At 70.7% G+C, this 16,177-nt stretch carries 17 protein-coding genes; 12 read left to right on the top strand and 5 right to left on the bottom strand.

Features of this window, described 5'->3' with window-relative positions; genetic code table 11:
- Positions 1-190 precede the first annotated feature (190 nt).
- Both ABZ725_RS37190 and ABZ725_RS37185 read left to right on the top strand, forming a co-directional pair.
- Positions 191-325, top strand: a complete 135-nt coding sequence (locus ABZ725_RS37190; protein ID WP_351915852.1) for an SPW_0924 family protein — start codon at positions 191-193, stop codon at positions 323-325.
- A 50-nt stretch (positions 326-375) separates the two neighbouring features.
- Complete coding sequence (locus tag ABZ725_RS37185; protein ID WP_358806806.1) at positions 376-1,368, top strand: DUF3068 domain-containing protein; 993 nt, start codon at positions 376-378, stop codon at positions 1,366-1,368.
- Here the strand turns inward: ABZ725_RS37185 and hrpB are convergent.
- The gene (hrpB, locus tag ABZ725_RS37180) at positions 1,358-3,883 is read right to left on the bottom strand and encodes an ATP-dependent helicase HrpB (protein WP_358806805.1); all 2,526 of its coding nucleotides are present in this window, start codon (positions 3,881-3,883) and stop codon (positions 1,358-1,360) included. The two genes, ABZ725_RS37185 and hrpB, sit on opposite strands and share 11 nt — an antisense overlap.
- Positions 3,884-3,920: 37 nt before the next feature.
- Positions 3,921-4,742 carry a class I SAM-dependent methyltransferase gene (locus tag ABZ725_RS37175; protein ID WP_351915862.1) on the bottom strand — a complete coding sequence of 274 codons (822 nt, stop codon included), beginning with the start codon at positions 4,740-4,742 and terminating at the stop codon, positions 3,921-3,923.
- A gap of 380 nt (positions 4,743-5,122) precedes the next feature.
- Between ABZ725_RS37175 and rpsA the strand changes: the two genes are divergently transcribed.
- The 4 genes from rpsA (at position 5,123) to ABZ725_RS37155 (ending at position 9,044) form a co-directional block, all read left to right on the top strand.
- Positions 5,123-6,622, top strand: coding sequence for a 30S ribosomal protein S1 (gene rpsA / locus ABZ725_RS37170; protein ID WP_351915846.1), 1,500 nt, complete (start codon positions 5,123-5,125; stop codon positions 6,620-6,622).
- A gap of 285 nt (positions 6,623-6,907) precedes the next feature.
- Positions 6,908-7,846, top strand: a complete 939-nt coding sequence (locus ABZ725_RS37165; RefSeq protein WP_351915844.1) for a PAC2 family protein — start codon at positions 6,908-6,910, stop codon at positions 7,844-7,846.
- A 145-nt stretch (positions 7,847-7,991) separates the two neighbouring features.
- Positions 7,992-8,597, top strand: a complete 606-nt coding sequence (coaE, locus tag ABZ725_RS37160) for a dephospho-CoA kinase (RefSeq protein WP_358806804.1) — start codon at positions 7,992-7,994, stop codon at positions 8,595-8,597.
- A gap of 66 nt (positions 8,598-8,663) precedes the next feature.
- The gene (locus ABZ725_RS37155; protein ID WP_358806803.1) at positions 8,664-9,044 is read left to right on the top strand and encodes a tetratricopeptide repeat protein; all 381 of its coding nucleotides are present in this window, start codon (positions 8,664-8,666) and stop codon (positions 9,042-9,044) included.
- A gap of 40 nt (positions 9,045-9,084) precedes the next feature.
- Here ABZ725_RS37155 and ABZ725_RS37150 read toward each other — a convergent pair whose 3' ends face one another.
- Positions 9,085-9,351: a DUF6343 family protein gene (locus tag ABZ725_RS37150; protein ID WP_351915838.1), complete on the bottom strand. Its 267-nt coding sequence runs from the start codon at positions 9,349-9,351 to the stop codon at positions 9,085-9,087.
- A gap of 176 nt (positions 9,352-9,527) precedes the next feature.
- Between ABZ725_RS37150 and ABZ725_RS37145 the strand changes: the two genes are divergently transcribed.
- Positions 9,528-10,211, top strand: coding sequence for a class I SAM-dependent methyltransferase (locus tag ABZ725_RS37145; RefSeq protein ID WP_358806802.1), 684 nt, complete (start codon positions 9,528-9,530; stop codon positions 10,209-10,211).
- Positions 10,212-10,345: 134 nt separating this feature from the next.
- On the opposite strand, the gene ABZ725_RS37140 is transcribed toward ABZ725_RS37145, so the two are convergent.
- Positions 10,346-11,011, bottom strand: a complete 666-nt coding sequence (locus ABZ725_RS37140; RefSeq protein ID WP_358806801.1) for a GntR family transcriptional regulator — start codon at positions 11,009-11,011, stop codon at positions 10,346-10,348.
- 153 nt (positions 11,012-11,164) lie between these two features.
- Between ABZ725_RS37140 and ABZ725_RS37135 the strand changes: the two genes are divergently transcribed.
- Both ABZ725_RS37135 and ABZ725_RS37130 read left to right on the top strand, forming a co-directional pair.
- Complete coding sequence (locus tag ABZ725_RS37135) at positions 11,165-12,643, top strand: NCS1 family nucleobase:cation symporter-1 (protein WP_358806800.1); 1,479 nt, start codon at positions 11,165-11,167, stop codon at positions 12,641-12,643.
- A 23-nt stretch (positions 12,644-12,666) separates the two neighbouring features.
- A complete protein-coding gene (locus ABZ725_RS37130; RefSeq protein WP_358806817.1) occupies positions 12,667-13,380 on the top strand; it encodes an aspartate/glutamate racemase family protein in 714 nt (237 codons plus the stop codon).
- Positions 13,381-13,429: 49 nt separating this feature from the next.
- Here the strand turns inward: ABZ725_RS37130 and ABZ725_RS37125 are convergent, their stop codons facing one another.
- The gene (locus tag ABZ725_RS37125) at positions 13,430-13,705 is read right to left on the bottom strand and encodes a hypothetical protein (RefSeq protein WP_358806799.1); all 276 of its coding nucleotides are present in this window, start codon (positions 13,703-13,705) and stop codon (positions 13,430-13,432) included.
- A 227-nt stretch (positions 13,706-13,932) separates the two neighbouring features.
- Here ABZ725_RS37125 and ABZ725_RS37120 point away from each other — a divergent pair, with 227 nt between their 5' ends.
- From ABZ725_RS37120 to ABZ725_RS37110, 3 genes are all read left to right on the top strand, one after another.
- Complete coding sequence (locus ABZ725_RS37120; protein WP_358806798.1) at positions 13,933-14,316, top strand: hypothetical protein; 384 nt, start codon at positions 13,933-13,935, stop codon at positions 14,314-14,316.
- A gap of 18 nt (positions 14,317-14,334) precedes the next feature.
- Positions 14,335-15,144 carry a nucleotidyltransferase domain-containing protein gene (locus ABZ725_RS37115; RefSeq protein ID WP_358806797.1) on the top strand — a complete coding sequence of 270 codons (810 nt, stop codon included), beginning with the start codon at positions 14,335-14,337 and terminating at the stop codon, positions 15,142-15,144.
- A gap of 70 nt (positions 15,145-15,214) precedes the next feature.
- Positions 15,215-15,946: a hypothetical protein gene (locus tag ABZ725_RS37110; protein ID WP_351915826.1), complete on the top strand. Its 732-nt coding sequence runs from the start codon at positions 15,215-15,217 to the stop codon at positions 15,944-15,946.
- Positions 15,947-16,177 lie beyond the last annotated feature (231 nt).

The following is a 16,177-nucleotide window of genomic DNA, read 5'->3' as shown; positions in this document are numbered from 1 at the left end:
GCCGCCCCCCCCCCCCGTTGGGGGGCCCCCCCCCCCCCAAAAAAACCCCCCCCCCCCCCCCGCCGGGGGGCCCCCCCCCCCCCGGGCGCGGGCCCCCGCCGCCGTCGTCGTGCACGACCTGTTCTCATCTCACGCGCGCGTTGCTACCGTGCCGGACCTGACGACCTGTCAGTTACGTCGGGAGGCCCGAATGCGTGCCCTGATCGCCGCCGCGACCGGCCTGGCCGTCGCGGTCGCCCTGGTCCTCACCCTCACCGCGCTGGGCACGCCGACCGCCAAGACCTCCCCGAAACCCATGCTGACGACGGTCCCCGCCCACCCGTAGGACGGCCGACCGCCCACCGCCCGCCCGCTCCGCTCGCGAAGGAGGCCGAGATGCGCCGCAAGGCCGCCCTGATCCTGCTCGCCCTCGCCGTGTTCTTCGCGGCGCTGTCCCCGATGCTGCGCTGGTACGCCTTCCCGCGCCTGGCCAAGATCCCGGCGAACGAATACCAGACCATGGTCCTGGAGGCGAAGAACGCCACCCTCCTCGACTACGACGGCCTGGTCGCCCGCACCGTCCCCAAGGTCACCATCGTGCAGACCCTCAAGGGCAACGTGGAGGCCTCCGAGAAGATAGAGAAGACGGCAGGCCGGGACGTCGTCGTCTGGGACGGCCTGTCCTACATCCAGGGACCCGACGGCAAGATGGTCTCCAAGGTCCCCGAGCGCTACATCTTCGACGCCCACACACAGGAACCCGTCCACGCCACCGGCGAGTCCGTCGACGGCGACCCGGTCCGCCGCGAGGGCATCGAGTTCAAGTGGCCGTTCCTGACGGAGAAGCGGGACTACCAGTACTTCGACGCCCAGACCCGCACCACGGCCCCCATCCACTACAAGGGCACCCAGACCTTCCGCGGCCTGGAGGTCTACTACTTCGAGCAGACCGTCCCCTGGACCAAGGTCTCGATGCCCAAGACCATGCCCGTCGCGGGCATCACCCCCGAGGACATCGCCAAGACCGGCACCACCCGCTGGTACACCACGGTCCGCAAGTTCTGGGTCGAACCGGTCACCGGAGCGCCCGTCTACGGTGAGGAGATCCACCAGGAGGAACTGCGCGGCGGCACCCTGCTCGCAGGCCGCGAGAAGGTCACGGCGTTCGCCGGCCACGTCAAGATGCGTGAGGACTACATCGAACACACCCTGTCCGTGGTCAAGTCCAACCGCAACCTGGTCCTGCTGCTCACGTCCTACCTGCCCTGGGGCTTCCTGACGCTGGGCGTCCTGCTGCTGCCCCTCTCCCTCTACCTGGAGGCGCGCGCCCGCCGCCCACGGCAGCCGACCCCCGACCGACCCGCCGCACCGCAGCCCGTCACCGCCTGAGCCGCGCATTGGTGAACCGCGTCGGCTCGGCGCCGGCCGGATCCTCGGGCCAGGGATGCTTCGGATACCGGCCGCGCAACTCCGCCCGCACCCCCTTGTAACCGTCCTTCCAGAACGAGGCCAGATCGGCGGTGACCGCCGCGGGCCGCCCGGCGGGGGAGAGGAGATGCACCGTCACCGGCACACCCGCGACCCGGGGCGTCTCGGCCAGCCCGAACATCTCCTGCAGCTTCACCGCCAGCACCGGCCGCTCGGGGTCGGCATAGTCGACCCGGATTCTCGACCCGCTCGGAACGGCGATCCGCTCGGGCGCCAGCTCGTCCAGCCGGGCCGCCTCGCCGGAGGTCCACGGCAGCAGCCTGCCGAGCGCCGCCCCGGCGTCGATCCGCCCCAGATCGCTGCGCCGCCGGGCCCGGCTCAGCTCGGGTTCCAGCCATTCGTCCACACGCGCGTGCAGCGACGCGTCCGAGACGTCGGGCCACGGCTCCCCGAGACGGCGCCGCACAAACGCGAGCCGCTGCCGCAGGACGCCCGCCTCCGGCGACCACCGCAGCAACCTCAGCCCCTCCTTCTCCAGCCCGTCGAGCAGCGCACCGCGCACGAGCGCCGCGTCGGCGTTCCGCAGCGGACGCACCGCCAGCTCCACCGCCCCGAGCCGCTCGACCCGCCGCGCCACGACGTCCCCGTCGGCCCAGCGGACCTCGTCCCGTTCGTCGAGCAGCACACCGGCCGCGAGCCGGGCCGCCGCCTCGTCCACGACCGCCGCGAGCTGCACACGCGCGTGCCCCTTGCCGACAGGCCGGTCGGCGACGGCGACCGCGAGCCAGGAAGCGCCCCGCAGATCGGTGCCCTCGCGGACCTCGGCCCGGGTACCGGAGACCATGAGGTACGAACCGCCGTCGGCCTTGGCCAGACGCTCGGGAAATGCGAGGGCCGCGACGAGGCCCACCGAGCCCTCGACCTCGCCTTCCCCCGGAAGAGGGCCACGGACAGGCGGGCGGGAACCGTCCGTGGCGACGACGGCCCGCAGCCGCCGGACCTCCGAACGCCACCGCCCGGAGTAGGCGTCACCCCCGCGCCGCGCACTGCGCAGGGCAGCCGCGAGATCGTCCCCGTACTCCCGAGGAGCCTCCTCGCTCAGCAGCGCGATGACCTCCGCCGCCCGCTCCACCCCGACGACAGCGGCCCCGTCCAGCAACGCCCGCCCCAGCCGGGGGTGCAAGCCGAGCCTGGCCAGCTGCAACCCCCTGGGAGTGGCCCGGCCGACCGAGTCCACCGCGCCGATCGCCGTCAGCACCGACCGCGCCGCCGCCATCGCCCCGCCAGGCGGCGGATCCAGCAACGCCAGCCCGGACGCCTCCGGATCGCCCCAGCAGGCCGCCTGGAGGGCGAACGCCGTCAGATCGGCCACTTTGATCTCAGGGGACGGGAACGGCGGCAGACGGGCCCCCTCGGCCTCCGCCCAGCACCGGTACACCGCACCCGGCGCCTCCCGCCCGGCCCGGCCCGCCCGCTGCCGTCCCGCCGCCTGCGACGCCCGAACCGTCGTGAGCGCGCTCAGCCCGCGCGCGTGGTCCACCCGCGGCTCCCGCGCCAGCCCCGAGTCGACGACCACCCGCACCCCGGGAACCGTCAGCGAGGACTCCGCCACCGAGGTGGCCAGCACCACCCGGCGCCGCGCACCGGGCGCCAGCACCGCGTCCTGCACGGCCGCCGGCGCCCGCCCGTGCACCTGAAGCACGTCCACCCCGGCCGGCACACCGAGCTGACCCGCGACCCGCGCGATCTCCCCGACGCCCGGCAGGAAGCACAGCACGTCCCCCGACCGCTCGGCCAGCGCCCGCCGCACCACCGACGCCACATGCGTCAACAACGCGGGATCCACCCGCATCCCGTGCGGCGGCCGCACCGGACGGGCCGGCGGCGCATGCACCACCTCGACGTCGAAAGCGGCCGCCCGGGCCTCCACCACCGGCGCCCCGCCCAGCAGCCGCGCCCACCCGGCCGTGTCGGTCGTCGCCGAAGCGGCCACCAGCCACAGCTCCGGGCGCAGCGTCTCGCGCACGTCCCACAGGAACGCGGCCGACGTGTCCGCGTCCAGATGCCGCTCGTGGCACTCGTCCAGCATCACCACGTCGACGCCCGTCAGCTCCTGATCGCGCTGCAGCCGCTGCAACAGCACACCGGTCGTGACGACCTCCACACGCGTGTGCCGTCCGACGACCCGCTCCCCGCGCACGGTGAAACCGACGCTCTCCCCGGGCCGCTCGCCCAGCAGCCATGCCATCCGCCGGGCGGCCGCCCGCGCCGCGATCCGCCGCGGCTCGGCCACCACCACCCGCCGCGCGGACCCCTCGCCCAGCAGCCCGGCCAGCGCCAGCGGCACCAACGTCGTCTTGCCGGTGCCGGGCGGCGCGGCGAGGACGGCGGTGCCGTGCCCCTCCAGGGCGTCGGTCAGGGCGGGCAGCACAGCGCGCACGGGCAGCGCGTCCAAGGCGTCGTCACGGGGGGTCACGCCCCTAGTGTCGTACGGCTCCCGGAGCCGCCCGACGCTAGTCGCGCTCGCAGACGAAGACAGCCGTCCCCGGGATCAGGTTGCCGCGCAGCGGGGACCAGCCGCCCCACTCCGACGAGTTCCAGGCCGGCCACTCCGGCTCGACCAGGTCCACCAGCCGGAAGCCGCCCGCCACGATGTCGCGGACCCGGTCGCCGAGCGTGCGGTGATGCTCCACGTACACCGCGCGGCCCTGGTCGTCCTGCTCGACATAAGGAGTGCGGTCGAAGTAGGAGGAGGACACCGACAGGCCCTCGGGCCCCGGCTCGTCCGGGAACGCCCAGCGGATCGGATGGGTCACCGAGAACACGAAACGGCCGCCCGGCCGCAGCACCCGCCGCACCTCCTTCAGGACCAGCACCGGATCGGCGACGAAGGGCAGCGCCCCGTACGCCGAGCAGGCCAGGTCAAAGGAGGCGTCCGCGAAGGGCAGCGCGCCCGCGTCCGCGCACACCAGCGGGAACGCCCCGCCGATGCGCAGTGCGTGCTGGAGCTGGCGGTGGGAGAGGTCCAGGGCGACCGGCCGGGCGCCCTGCGCGGCGAGCCAGCGCGCGCACTGGGCCGCGCCGGCGCCGATCTCCAGGACCGACTTCCCCTTCAGTTCCTCCGGCGGGCCGAGCAGCTCGGCCTCCACCTCGTCCAGGCCCTCGGGACCCCACACGAAGCGGTCGTCGCCGAGGAAGGTGCCGTGCTCGATCTGGTATTCGTCCGCGTTGCGGTCCCACCAGCCCCGGTTGGCCCGGGAACTCTCCGTGACGTCGGCGTCACGTCGGGTGGCTTCCGGCTCGAAGGCCGGCTCGGACGATCTGGGCTCTTGGATGATCGGCTCCCTCGTCGTACTCTTCCGTGCAACCCGCCCGACGGTGCCGCTCAGGTGTCACCGAAGGGGCTTCCTGCGGCCTGCGTGGCCTCAGGAGAAAGGTTTTGTGCCGGGTTTGCGGCGATCCGCCCCGGGTGTGCGCCTTCGCGCATTGACCCTGTCCGGCTGCCCCCGTATGCTACAAGTTGCGCTGCGGGCCTGCGCACCTCAGACCTAGCAGGCTGCGCTCGCATCTGTTGCATGTCCCCTCGGTTGTCGAGGCGTCGCCACCAGTTCACTGGTGTGACGCTTCCTTGGCTGTCCGGCTTCTTCAGAGCGACACGGGCTCCCGGCGTAGCAGTACCTACGACTTCAATGTCCGTACCGGAGCCCTTTCCCACATGACGAGCAGCACCGAGACCACCGCCACCACCCCGCAGGTTGCGGTCAACGACATCGGTAACGAGGAAGCATTCCTCGCCGCTATCGACGAGACGATCAAGTACTTCAACGATGGTGACATCGTCGACGGCGTCATCGTCAAGGTTGACCGGGACGAGGTTCTCCTCGACATCGGTTACAAGACCGAAGGTGTCATCCCGAGCCGCGAGCTCTCGATCAAGCACGACGTCGACCCCAATGAGGTCGTCAAGGTCGGCGACGAGATCGAGGCCCTTGTTCTCCAGAAGGAGGACAAGGAAGGCCGCCTGATCCTCTCGAAGAAGCGCGCCCAGTACGAGCGCGCCTGGGGCACCATCGAGAAGATCAAGGAAGAGGACGGCATCGTCACCGGTACCGTCATCGAGGTCGTCAAGGGTGGACTCATCCTCGACATCGGCCTCCGTGGCTTCCTGCCGGCTTCCCTCGTCGAGATGCGCCGCGTCCGCGACCTCCAGCCCTACGTGGGCAAGGAGCTCGAGGCGAAGATCATCGAGCTGGACAAGAACCGCAACAACGTGGTCCTGTCCCGCCGTGCCTGGCTGGAGCAGACCCAGAGCGAGGTCCGCCAGACCTTCCTCACGACCCTGCAGAAGGGCCAGGTCCGCTCCGGCGTCGTCTCCTCGATCGTCAACTTCGGTGCGTTCGTGGACCTCGGTGGCGTCGACGGTCTCGTCCACGTCTCCGAGCTCTCCTGGAAGCACATCGACCACCCGTCCGAGGTTGTCGAGGTCGGCCAGGAAGTCACCGTCGAGGTCCTCGACGTCGACATGGACCGCGAGCGTGTCTCCCTGTCGCTGAAGGCGACGCAGGAAGACCCGTGGCAGCAGTTCGCCCGCACCCACCAGATCGGCCAGGTCGTGCCCGGCAAGGTCACGAAGCTGGTTCCGTTCGGTGCGTTCGTCCGCGTGGACGAGGGCATCGAGGGTCTGGTCCACATCTCCGAGCTGGCCGAGCGCCACGTGGAGATCCCGGAGCAGGTCGTCCAGGTCAACGACGAGATCTTCGTCAAGGTCATCGACATCGACCTCGAGCGCCGTCGCATCAGCCTCTCGCTGAAGCAGGCCAACGAGTCCTTCGGTGCCGACCCGGCCTCGGTCGAGTTCGACCCGACCCTGTACGGCATGGCCGCGTCGTACGACGACCAGGGGAACTACATCTACCCCGAGGGCTTCGACCCCGAGACCAACGACTGGCTCGAGGGCTACGAGACCCAGCGCGAGGCCTGGGAGCACCAGTACGCCGAGGCGCAGACGCGCTTCGAGCAGCACCAGGCTCAGGTCATCAAGTCCCGCGAGGCCGACGAGGCCGCTGCGGCCGAGGGCGGCGAGGCTGCTGCTCCGGCTGCTGCCGGTGGCGGCGGCGGTTCGTACTCCTCCGAGGGCGCCGACACCTCCGGCGCGCTGGCCTCGGACGAGGCGCTCGCAGCGCTCCGCGAGAAGCTGGCCGGCGGCCAGAGCTGATCGCAAGCCGCTGATCTTCAGCAGCTGACTGAAGGCCCGTACCTTTCGAGGTGCGGGCCTTCAGCGTTGCCGTCGGCCCGTCCCGACGGCCCGTCCCGTCGGCCGCGGGCCGGTGGGGGCCGACGGGGGCCGGTCGCGCGCAGTTCCCCGCGCCCCTCAAGGGAGTTGGGCTCGGCCGGCGCGTCATGAAAAGGCGCTGAGACTCGGCTGATCAAGGACGTCGGACGGGAATGCCCACGCCTCCACGCGCGTTGTGCAGTAGGAACACGAGGAGGAGCGGTCCAAGTGCTTGATCCGCAGGATTTGTACGCATGGGAGCCGAAAGGCCTGGCAGTCGTCGACATGGCGCTGGCACAGGAGTCGGCCGGCCTTGTCATGCTCTACCACTTCGACGGATACATCGACGCGGGCGAGACCGGCGACCAGATCGTCGACCGACTGCTCGACTCGCTGCCCAACCAACTCGTCGCCCGCTTCGACCACGACCGGCTCGTGGACTACCGCGCCCGCCGCCCGCTGCTGACCTTCAAGCGTGACCGGTGGACCGAGTACGAAGAGCCGGCCATCGAGGTGCGGCTCGTGCAGGACACCACCGGCGCGCCCTTCCTGCTGCTCTCCGGCCCCGAGCCGGACGTCGAGTGGGAGCGCTTCGCCGTCGCCGTGAAGCAGATCGTGGAGCGGCTCGGCGTCCGCCTGTCGGTCACCTTCCACGGCATCCCCATGGGCGTCCCCCACACGCGCCCCGTCGGCCTCACCCCGCACGGCAACCGTACGGACCTCGTACCCGGCCACCGGAGCCCCTTCGACGAGGCGCAGGTCCCCGGCAGCGCCGAGGCGCTCGTCGAGTACCGCCTCATGGAGGCCGGCCACGACGTCCTGGGCGTCGCCGCGCACGTCCCGCACTACATCGCCCGCTCGACGTACCCGGACGCGGCCCTGACCGTCCTGGAAGCGGTCACGGCGGCCACCGGCCTGGTCCTGCCGAGCATCGCGCACGCCCTGCGCACGGACGCGCACCGCACCCAGACCGAGATCGACCGCCAGATCCAGGAGGGCGACGAAGAGCTCACCTCCCTCGTCCAGGGCCTTGAACACCAGTACGACGCCGCCGCCGGGGCCGAGACCCGCGGCAACATGCTCGCCGAACCCGTCGACATCCCGTCGGCGGACGAGATCGGGCTGGAGTTCGAACGCTTCCTCGCGGAGCGAGAAGGCGAGGGCTGACCGCCCCGGAAGGGGCGGCACGGAGGGGACGGCGCGCAAGGGGAGGCGCGGAAGGGGCGGTGGGCCGCACCGGGTCCTGGTGGTCCTGGGGGTCCTGCGGGTCCTGCCGGGTCCATTGTCACCGGCAGGCCCTAAGCTTCCCGTCATGCTGAAGGTGGGCCTGACCGGCGGGATCGGCGCCGGCAAGAGCGAGGTGTCACGGCTGCTCGTCCAGTGCGGGGCCGTACTGATCGACGCGGACCGGATCGCACGCGAGGTCGTCGCGCCGGGGACCCCGGGTCTCACGGCCGTCGTAGAGAACTTCGGCGAGGACGTACTCGCCCCGGACGGCAGCCTCGACCGCCCCCGGCTCGGCTCGATCGTCTTCGCCGACCCCGAGAAGCTGGCGCTCCTCAACTCGATCGTCCACCCCCTCGTCGGCGCCCGCTCCCACGAGCTGGAGACGGCCGCCCCCGAGGACTCCGTCGTCGTGCACGACGTCCCCCTGCTCACCGAGAACGGCCTCGCCGCCCTGTACGACCTCGTGATCGTCGTGGACGTCGACACCGAGACCCAGCTCGACCGGCTAGTCCGGCTGCGCGGTATGACGGAGGACGACGCACGCGCGCGCATGGCCGCCCAGGCGACACGCGAGAAGCGCCGGGAGATCGCCGACATCGTGATCGACAACGACGTACCGCTGCCCGAACTGGAACGGCGCGTGAAGGACGTGTGGTCCGACCTCGTGCGCAGAGCGCACGCGCCGCGCTAGGGCCTGTCCGGAATAGCGGTCCTCGCTCCGTGCGTTGAATCCACCGAGCCAGGGAAGGATTTTTCCGTGCCCGATACCGCAGGTTCGACCGGACGTACTCCGGAGACGCACGTCATCGACTTCCGTGCCGCCGAGCATCTGCTCGCCGCACGGGACCCGCGGGGCGCGGTGAAGTTGCTCGACCGAGTCATCGCCGCACACCCCGAGAACACCGCCGCCCGGCTGCTACGCGCGCGTGCCTTCTTCGCCGCCGCTCAACTGCGGCCCGCCGAGCTGGAGTTCACCGTGGTCCTGGAGCGGGAGCCGGACAACGCGTTCGCGCACTTCGCGCTCGCCCGCACCTACGAGCGGCAGGGCCGCGGCGACCAGGCCAAGCGCCACTTCCGACTGGCCGCGGCGCTGGACCCGAACCCGCAGTACCTGAAGGCCGCCCGCTTCGAGACCTGAGCCCGACCCCGACGGCCAGGGGTGACCCCGACCCCGACGGTCAGGGGTGACGGTGCTCCGGCGGCCGGTACGGCGGGATGTCGCGGCCCGGCTGATAGTGGGGGCCCTGCCGGATGTGCCGGAGGACCAACGTCAGATCGACGGTGACCACCACCCACAGCATCCCGCACGCCGCCGCCCAGCCCGGGCGCCCCGCGAGCGCGAACGCGGCCGTCCCGAAGATCGCCCAGGCCAGTCCCCACAGGGTCAGCCACAGACGCATCCGCAGCGCACTGCGCGCTGTCGTCGGCTCACTGCCCGTACGCATCCCGATCACCGCTCCTACTCTGCAACGTACTCTTCGCCCCGGCCGTTCTCCAGAGAGGCCCGGAGTTCTCACCCCCTGCGGAGCTCGAACACAACGTGTTCCCTCGAACGAGTGAACTGACGAGCGACGGGAACGGCCCCGCAAAGCCCGGCCGTTGGACTGGCATGAAGCGAAAAATGCGAGAGGGATACGAAGGAACCGGTCCCGGCGCGATCACGCCGGACGGCTGCGCGGTCGAGTTCTACTCGCGCCTGCCCGTGGGGAACGAGCCGGAGGTCATCTCCGCGGCGGTGCCCGCAGGCGCACACATCCTGGAGCTGGGCAGCGGCACCGGGCGAGTGACCCACGCCCTGCTGGAGCGCGGCTTCACGGTCACGGCGGTGGACGAGTCCGCCGAGATGCTGGAGCGAGTCCGCGGGGCGCGCACGATATGCAGCCCGGTCGAGGACCTCGACCTGGAAGAGACGTTCGACGTGGTCATGCTCGCGTCGTTCCTCGTGCACAACGGCGACGTGGAGATACGGCGAAGGATGCTGCGCGCCTGCGCACGGCATCTCGCGAAGGGCGGGTGCGTGCTGATCCAACGGGAGGGAGAGGACTACCACACCGCGCTGCCGCGTGAGCGCGTCGACCCGAGCGGCTTCACCTTACGCATCAGCTCGGCCGGGCCGATCGAGGACGGCGTCCACTCCGTACGCGCGGAGTACGAGTTCCCGGACGCGGTATGGACCCAGACCTTCCGGACCCGCCCCCTGACCAAGGAACAGTTCGAGGAGGCCCTGGCGGAGACGGGCCTGCGCGTGGACCGGTACCTGACAGAGGACCGGATCTGGGTGAGAGTCGTGCCGGTGGGGGAGTAGGCGCGGGGAGCAGGACGCCCGTCAGGGCAGGGGCAGGGGCGGCGGCGGGACTGCCGTAAGCAGCGGCGACGGCCGGCCATACGCAGGGTCCGAAGCGTCCGAAGGGTCCGAAGCGTCGGGAGAGTCGGGAGGGTCTAGGCGGACGGTGCTTCGGAGAGGTCTCCGAAGAGGTGCCGGACCGTGGAGCGGTAGTTGGCCTGTACGTGGTGCAGGGCGTGGGCGCGGGCGCGGTCGGGGTCGCCGGAGGCGATGGCGTCGTAGAGCTCCTGGTGCTCGGTGAGGAGTTGAGGCCATTCCTCGTTGCGCCGGGTGAGCCATTGCAGGCGGCCGGCGACCGGCTCCATGACCGAGATGAGCAGGGTGTTCCCCGCCATGGCGAGGAGGCGGTCGTGGAAGCGGGTGTTGATGTCGGTGATCGCCTCCGCGTCCCCGGCCTCGGTGGCGCTCGCCGCGCTCGCCAGTAGTTCGCGCAGTTCGGCGAGGGTTTCAGGGGTCGCCCGGATCGCGGCCAGTCCCGCCGCGTACACCTCCAACGCCTCACGCAGTTCGAAGAGTTCCTTGACGTCCGTGGGGCTCAGGGGCCGGACGACGGTGCGGCGCGGGGTCTCGAAGTGGACGAAGCCCTCGACGACCAGTGCCCGGATGGCTTCCCGGACAGGGACCCGGGAGACGCCGAACCGGTCGGCCAGCTCGCGCTCGACGAGCCGGTCCCCGGGGCGGAGCAGGCCGGCGATGATCTCCTGCCGCAGGGTTCCGAGGACGCGCTCGCGCACCGCTCCGAGCGGTTCGATCTTCGTCATGGGCCCATCTTCGCCGATGCGATGGGGCTTTTACGGAGCCGTAACGGGACGGACATCGGTCGGAATGCTTGACGGCGGGACTATGTCGGCAGTTTGGTATACCAAAAGACCCGGCCAGTAGTCCTCCTCCGTCCCCTTGCCCAAGGAGGCCCCGTGTCCCTCGCCGACAGCGCCGAAGCCACCGACGCCCCAGCGTTCGTCCCCGACCCCCGGCTCACCAACGAAGACCTCGCGCCCGCCGACAAGCGCACCTGGAAGGTCTTCGACCTCTTCGCCCTGTGGATGTCGGACGTCCACAACCTCGGCAACTACACCTTCGCCGCCGGCCTGCTCGTCCTCGGCATGAACGTCTGGCAGGTCTTCACCTCCCTTCTCGTCGGCTTCGTGCTCATCTACATCGGCATGAACTGGATGGGGAAGATCGGCCAGCGGCACGGCGTGCCCTTCCCGGTGGTCAGTCGCATCAGCTTCGGCGTCTGGGGCGCCAATATCCCGGCTCTCATCCGCGCCGTGATCGCCATCATGTGGTACGGCATCCAGACCTACCTCGCCTCCGTCGCCGTCAACGTGATGCTGCTGGCGGCCTGGCCGGGACTGGAGTCCTGGACGCACAGCTCCTTCCTGGGCCTCGACGCGCTCGGCTGGCTCTCCTTCGTGTCCCTGTGGCTGATCCAGGCGCTGATCATCAGCCAGGGCATGGAGTCGGTGCGCAAGTTCCAGGACTTCTGCGGCCCGGCGATCTGGCTCGTGATGATCGCGCTGGCGATCTGGGTCCTGTCCAAGGCCGGCTGGACCATCTCGCTCACCAGCACCCCGCACCCCGTCTCCGTGGGCGAGCAGTGGCGGCAGTGGTTCGGCGCGATCGGCCTGATCCTCGCCACGTACGGCACGCTGATGCTGAACTTCTGCGACTTCTCCCGCTTCGCCCCCGACTACAGGACGGTCCGCCGCGGAAACTTCTGGGGCCTGCCGCTCAACTCGACGGCGTTCGTGGTCGTCTCCGTGATCGTGACCGCCGGCTCGCTGGAGGTGTTCGGCGAGGCCATCACCGACCCGGCGGAGCTGGTCGCCAAGGTCGGCAACACCTGGGTTCTGGTCCTGGGCGCGCTGACCTTCGCCGTGGCCACCATGGGCGTCAACATCGTCGCCAACTTCGTGTCGCCGGCGTACGACCTCGCCAACGTCTGGCCGCAGAAGATCACCTTCAGGGTGGGCGGCATGATCAGCACGGTCGCGGCCCTGGTGGTCACCCCGTGGAACCTGTTCTCCAACCCGACGGTCGTCAACTACTTCCTCGGCGGACTCGGCGCCTTCCTCGGACCGCTGTTCGGCGTGATCATGGTCGACTACTACTGGGTCAAGCGCGGCCGCGTCGATGTGAACGAGCTGTTCGACGCCACCCCCGGCTCCCGCTACTACTACCGCAAGGGCGTCAACCCCAAGGCTCTGTGGGCGTTCCTCCCCTCGGCCGCGGTCGCGGCGGTGCTCGCGCTGGTGAAGACGTTCAGCGATGTGGCTCCCTATTCCTGGTTCATCGGGACGGCCCTCGGCGCCGGCCTCTATCTGCTGCTGTGCCGCAGCGAGCGGACGGCAGGTGCCGTGGCCGCCGTCGAGAAGCCCGCGGAGGTCTGAGCAGCGTGCGCAGTGAGCGGAACGTGCGGATCGTCGTCACCAACTGCAACACCACGCGGGAGATGACCGAGGAGATCGTGCGAGGTGCCCGGGCCGCGGCAGGCCCGGGCACTGCCGTGAGCGGGCTGACCCCCGGGTGGGGGCCCGAGTCCGCGGAGGGCTGGCTCGACAGCTACCTCTCCGCGGCGGCCGTCATGGACGCGCTGCGGACCTTCGACGGACCGCCCTACGACGCCGTCGTCATGGCCGGCTTCGGCGAGCACGGACGCGAGGGCGTACGCGAGCTGGTGGACGTGCCCGTCGTCGACATCACCGAGGCCGCGGCGCATCTGGCCTGTCTGCTGGGGCGCCGGTACGGGGTAGTGACCACCCTGGAGCGCTCCTGCGGCCAGATCGAGGACAGCCTGGAGCTGGCCGGAGTGGGCCGCAACTGCGCCGCCGTCGTGGGCACCGGGCTGGGCGTTCTCGACCTGGCCGACACCGACCGCACCCGGACGGCCTTCCTGGCGGCCGCCGAACGGGCCCGGGAGGCGGGGGCCGAGGTCCTGGTGCTGGGATGCGCCGGGATGACGGGGCTGCAGCGCATGGTGGGGGACAAGCTGGGCCTTCCGGTCGTGGACGGGGTGGGAGCGGCGGTGAAGCTGGCGGAGGCGCTCGTCGGGCTGGGGTTGACGACCAGCCGGGTGGGCAGCTTCGCCAAGCCGGTGCCGAAGCGGAGGCTCTGGCGGGCGCAGTAGCGCGCGGTCGGTCGGTTGATCACGGGTGTTCAAGGGTGTTCAAGGGTGATCAAGGGGACTCCCCGCGGCCGTGGGCCCGTGGGGCAGGCGCCGGTGGGGCAGGTGCCCGCGGGGCGCACTCCTTCAGGAACTCCTCGCTGCGCTCGGCCGCTTCGACCCGCTCGACGCGATAGAGGCGCAGCTGGGGTGCGGCCCGCGCGCGTGGATCGATGCTGAGCCGGTCCGGCGTCCCCAGCAGCCGGTGCACCAGCGCGCCGGTCCAGCCCCGCATCCGCAGTCCCGCCAGCGACACATACCGCCGTCCGTCCTCCACGTACCTGTCCAAGACCTGCTCCCCCCGACGCACTCCGGTCGTGACGCTCCGTGACGACACCTCCCATTGAAACGCGCACCACTGACAATCGCCTCGCGCCGGAAACCGTTGGACAACCCCCGTCCCCGTTCACCACGCTTCCTTCCATGCGGAGCAGGAGCAAGCACCTCGGTCGTTTCACGGCGGCGGACTTCTTAGGGGCCACGCCGGAAGTCCCGGCGGGCCCCCGGAGGTCTGCCATGTCCCGAACCGTCCATCACGTCCGCCCACGACACCGCCTCCATCCTGCCTACCGGCCGTACGCACTCGCCGGCACGATCGTCGGCCACCGTCTCAGCGACCTTCGCTACAGCGCACAGGAACTGACCCGTGCACGTCGTGAACGGCGTCGCCCGGTCCCGGACCCGCTGGTGCACGCGTTTCGCGCCCACACCTACCCCCGGAGCCTGAACGAGAAGGTCGACGGCCCGTACGAGTCCCGGGCGCGCGCCGCACTGTCGGTGTTCCGCTCGACCGCCCGCAACCGCCTTCGCGCCGCCCCGCCCGGCGCGCTCCTCTCCGTGGCCGAGGAACTGGACCACCTGCCGACCCGCCACCGCCACGCGAACCTGTGGGACTACTGAACCGGAGCACTGAAACCGATGCCCTCCGCCCCGTCTTCCCCCTCCCGCACGGACGATGCCTTCCTCGGCGATGTCACCGCCCGTCTCGCCGCCCTCCCCGCCGTGCGTGCCGTCGCGCTCGGCGGTTCACGCGCGCAGGGCACTCACCGTCCCGACAGCGACTGGGACCTGGCCGTCTACTACCGGGGGTCCTTCGACCCCGGCGACCTGCGCGCCCTCGGCTGGGAGGGGGAGGTGTCGGAGGTCGGCGGGTGGGGCGGCGGCGTCTTCAACGGGGGCGCCTGGCTGACGATCGACGAGCGGCGGGTCGACGTGCACTACCGGGATCTCGACGTCGTCGAGCACGAGGCGGCGGAGGCGGAGGAAGGGCGGTTCCGGGTGGAGCCGTTGATGTTCCATCTCGCGGGGATTCCGAGCTATCTGGTGGTCGCCGAGCTGGCCATCAACCAGGTGCTGAGCGGTGAGTTGCCGCGGCCCGCGTCCTACCCCGCGAAGCTGCGCCGAGCCGCGTGCGAACGCTGGCACGGAACGGCCCGCGCCACGCTCGCCTACGCCAGGGCCAACCATGCGCCGGCCGGCCGGCGCACCGAGATCGCCGGCGCGCTCGCCGTTGCGGCGACACAGGTGGGACACGCGGTGCTGGCGGCCCGCGGGGAGTGGGTGACGAACGAGAAACGGCTGCTGGAACGGGCCGGACTACGGGATGTGGACGAGTTCGTCGCACTCGTGGGGAGCGCCGACCCCGACGGAGCCGGGGCTGCGCCGGCGGAGACCGTCGCACAGGCCGAGGCGTTCTTCGCCGAGCGGGTGCGGGCGGCCCGCGAGTAGGCGGACAACCAAGGGGAGAAAGCGGATAACCATTGGAGAAAGGGGAGTCACCGTTGTTACGGTCCGTCTCGTGGCGAAACTCAATCAGATCATCGCAGTCGAGAAGGGCATCAAGTCCAAGGCTCACCAGGACCTGACCACGGCTCAGCACGGGCTGCAGAAGCCCGCGCTGCTGGCCGGCATCTCGCGGACCTACCAGCCCAAGGACGAGGAGGGTGAGCAGCTGCCGCCCGAGTCGACCCGGGTGCAGGTGCAGGCCGAGGACGTGCTGCGGGAGACCGCGGCCACGCTGACCCGGCTGTTCGACGTGACCGCCACGAAGGACTGGGCCAACTGCGCCGCCCGAGCGGATGTGAAGGTGGACGGGCGGGTCCTCGTCGCCGAAGTCCCCGTGTCCTACCTGCTCTTCCTCGAGAAGCAGCTCGTCGACCTCAACGCCTTCGTGCGCAGGCTGCCGGTCCTCGACGCCTCCGAGTCCTGGGTGCAGGACCCGTCCACGGACGCCTGGAAGACCGAGCCGGTGCGGACGCTGCGCACCAAGAAGGTGCCCCGCAACCATGTGAAGGCGGAGGCGACCGACAAGCACCCGGCGCAGGTCGAGGTGTACTACGAGGACGTGCCGGTCGGTTACTGGACGACCGTGAAGTTCTCCGGAGCCCTTCCCGCTCGTCGTGTCAACGAACTCCTGTCCCGCCTCGAGAAGTTGCAGCAGGCGGTGAAGTTCGCCCGGGAGGAGGCGAACGGGGTCGACGTCGTGGACCAGCGGGTGGGGGACGCGGTGTTCGGTTACCTTTTCGAGTAACCCTTTCAGACCCCCCGGCCCGTTGCGGCCGGGGTGCGCGAGGAGCGCAAACTGAAGCTGAAGCTTGTCATGACGATCAATGAATCTCAGACTCTCGCTCCAGACTCAGCATTCGCCGCCGATCGCCGGACCGACCGGGCCCAGGCCCCCGGACGTCGAATTGCCGGTTCAAGTCCGGCCCGCGCAGCTCGATGCGCGGTGGTCCAAAGGCAGGACGCGACGACATCACGA

It is taken from the genome of Streptomyces sp. NPDC006872 (genome assembly GCF_040635845.1).
Classification (GTDB): Bacteria; Actinomycetota; Actinomycetes; order Streptomycetales; family Streptomycetaceae; genus Streptomyces.
The sequence above is the reverse complement of the archived record's forward strand: the minus strand, read 5'-3'. Positions and strand labels throughout refer to the sequence as shown.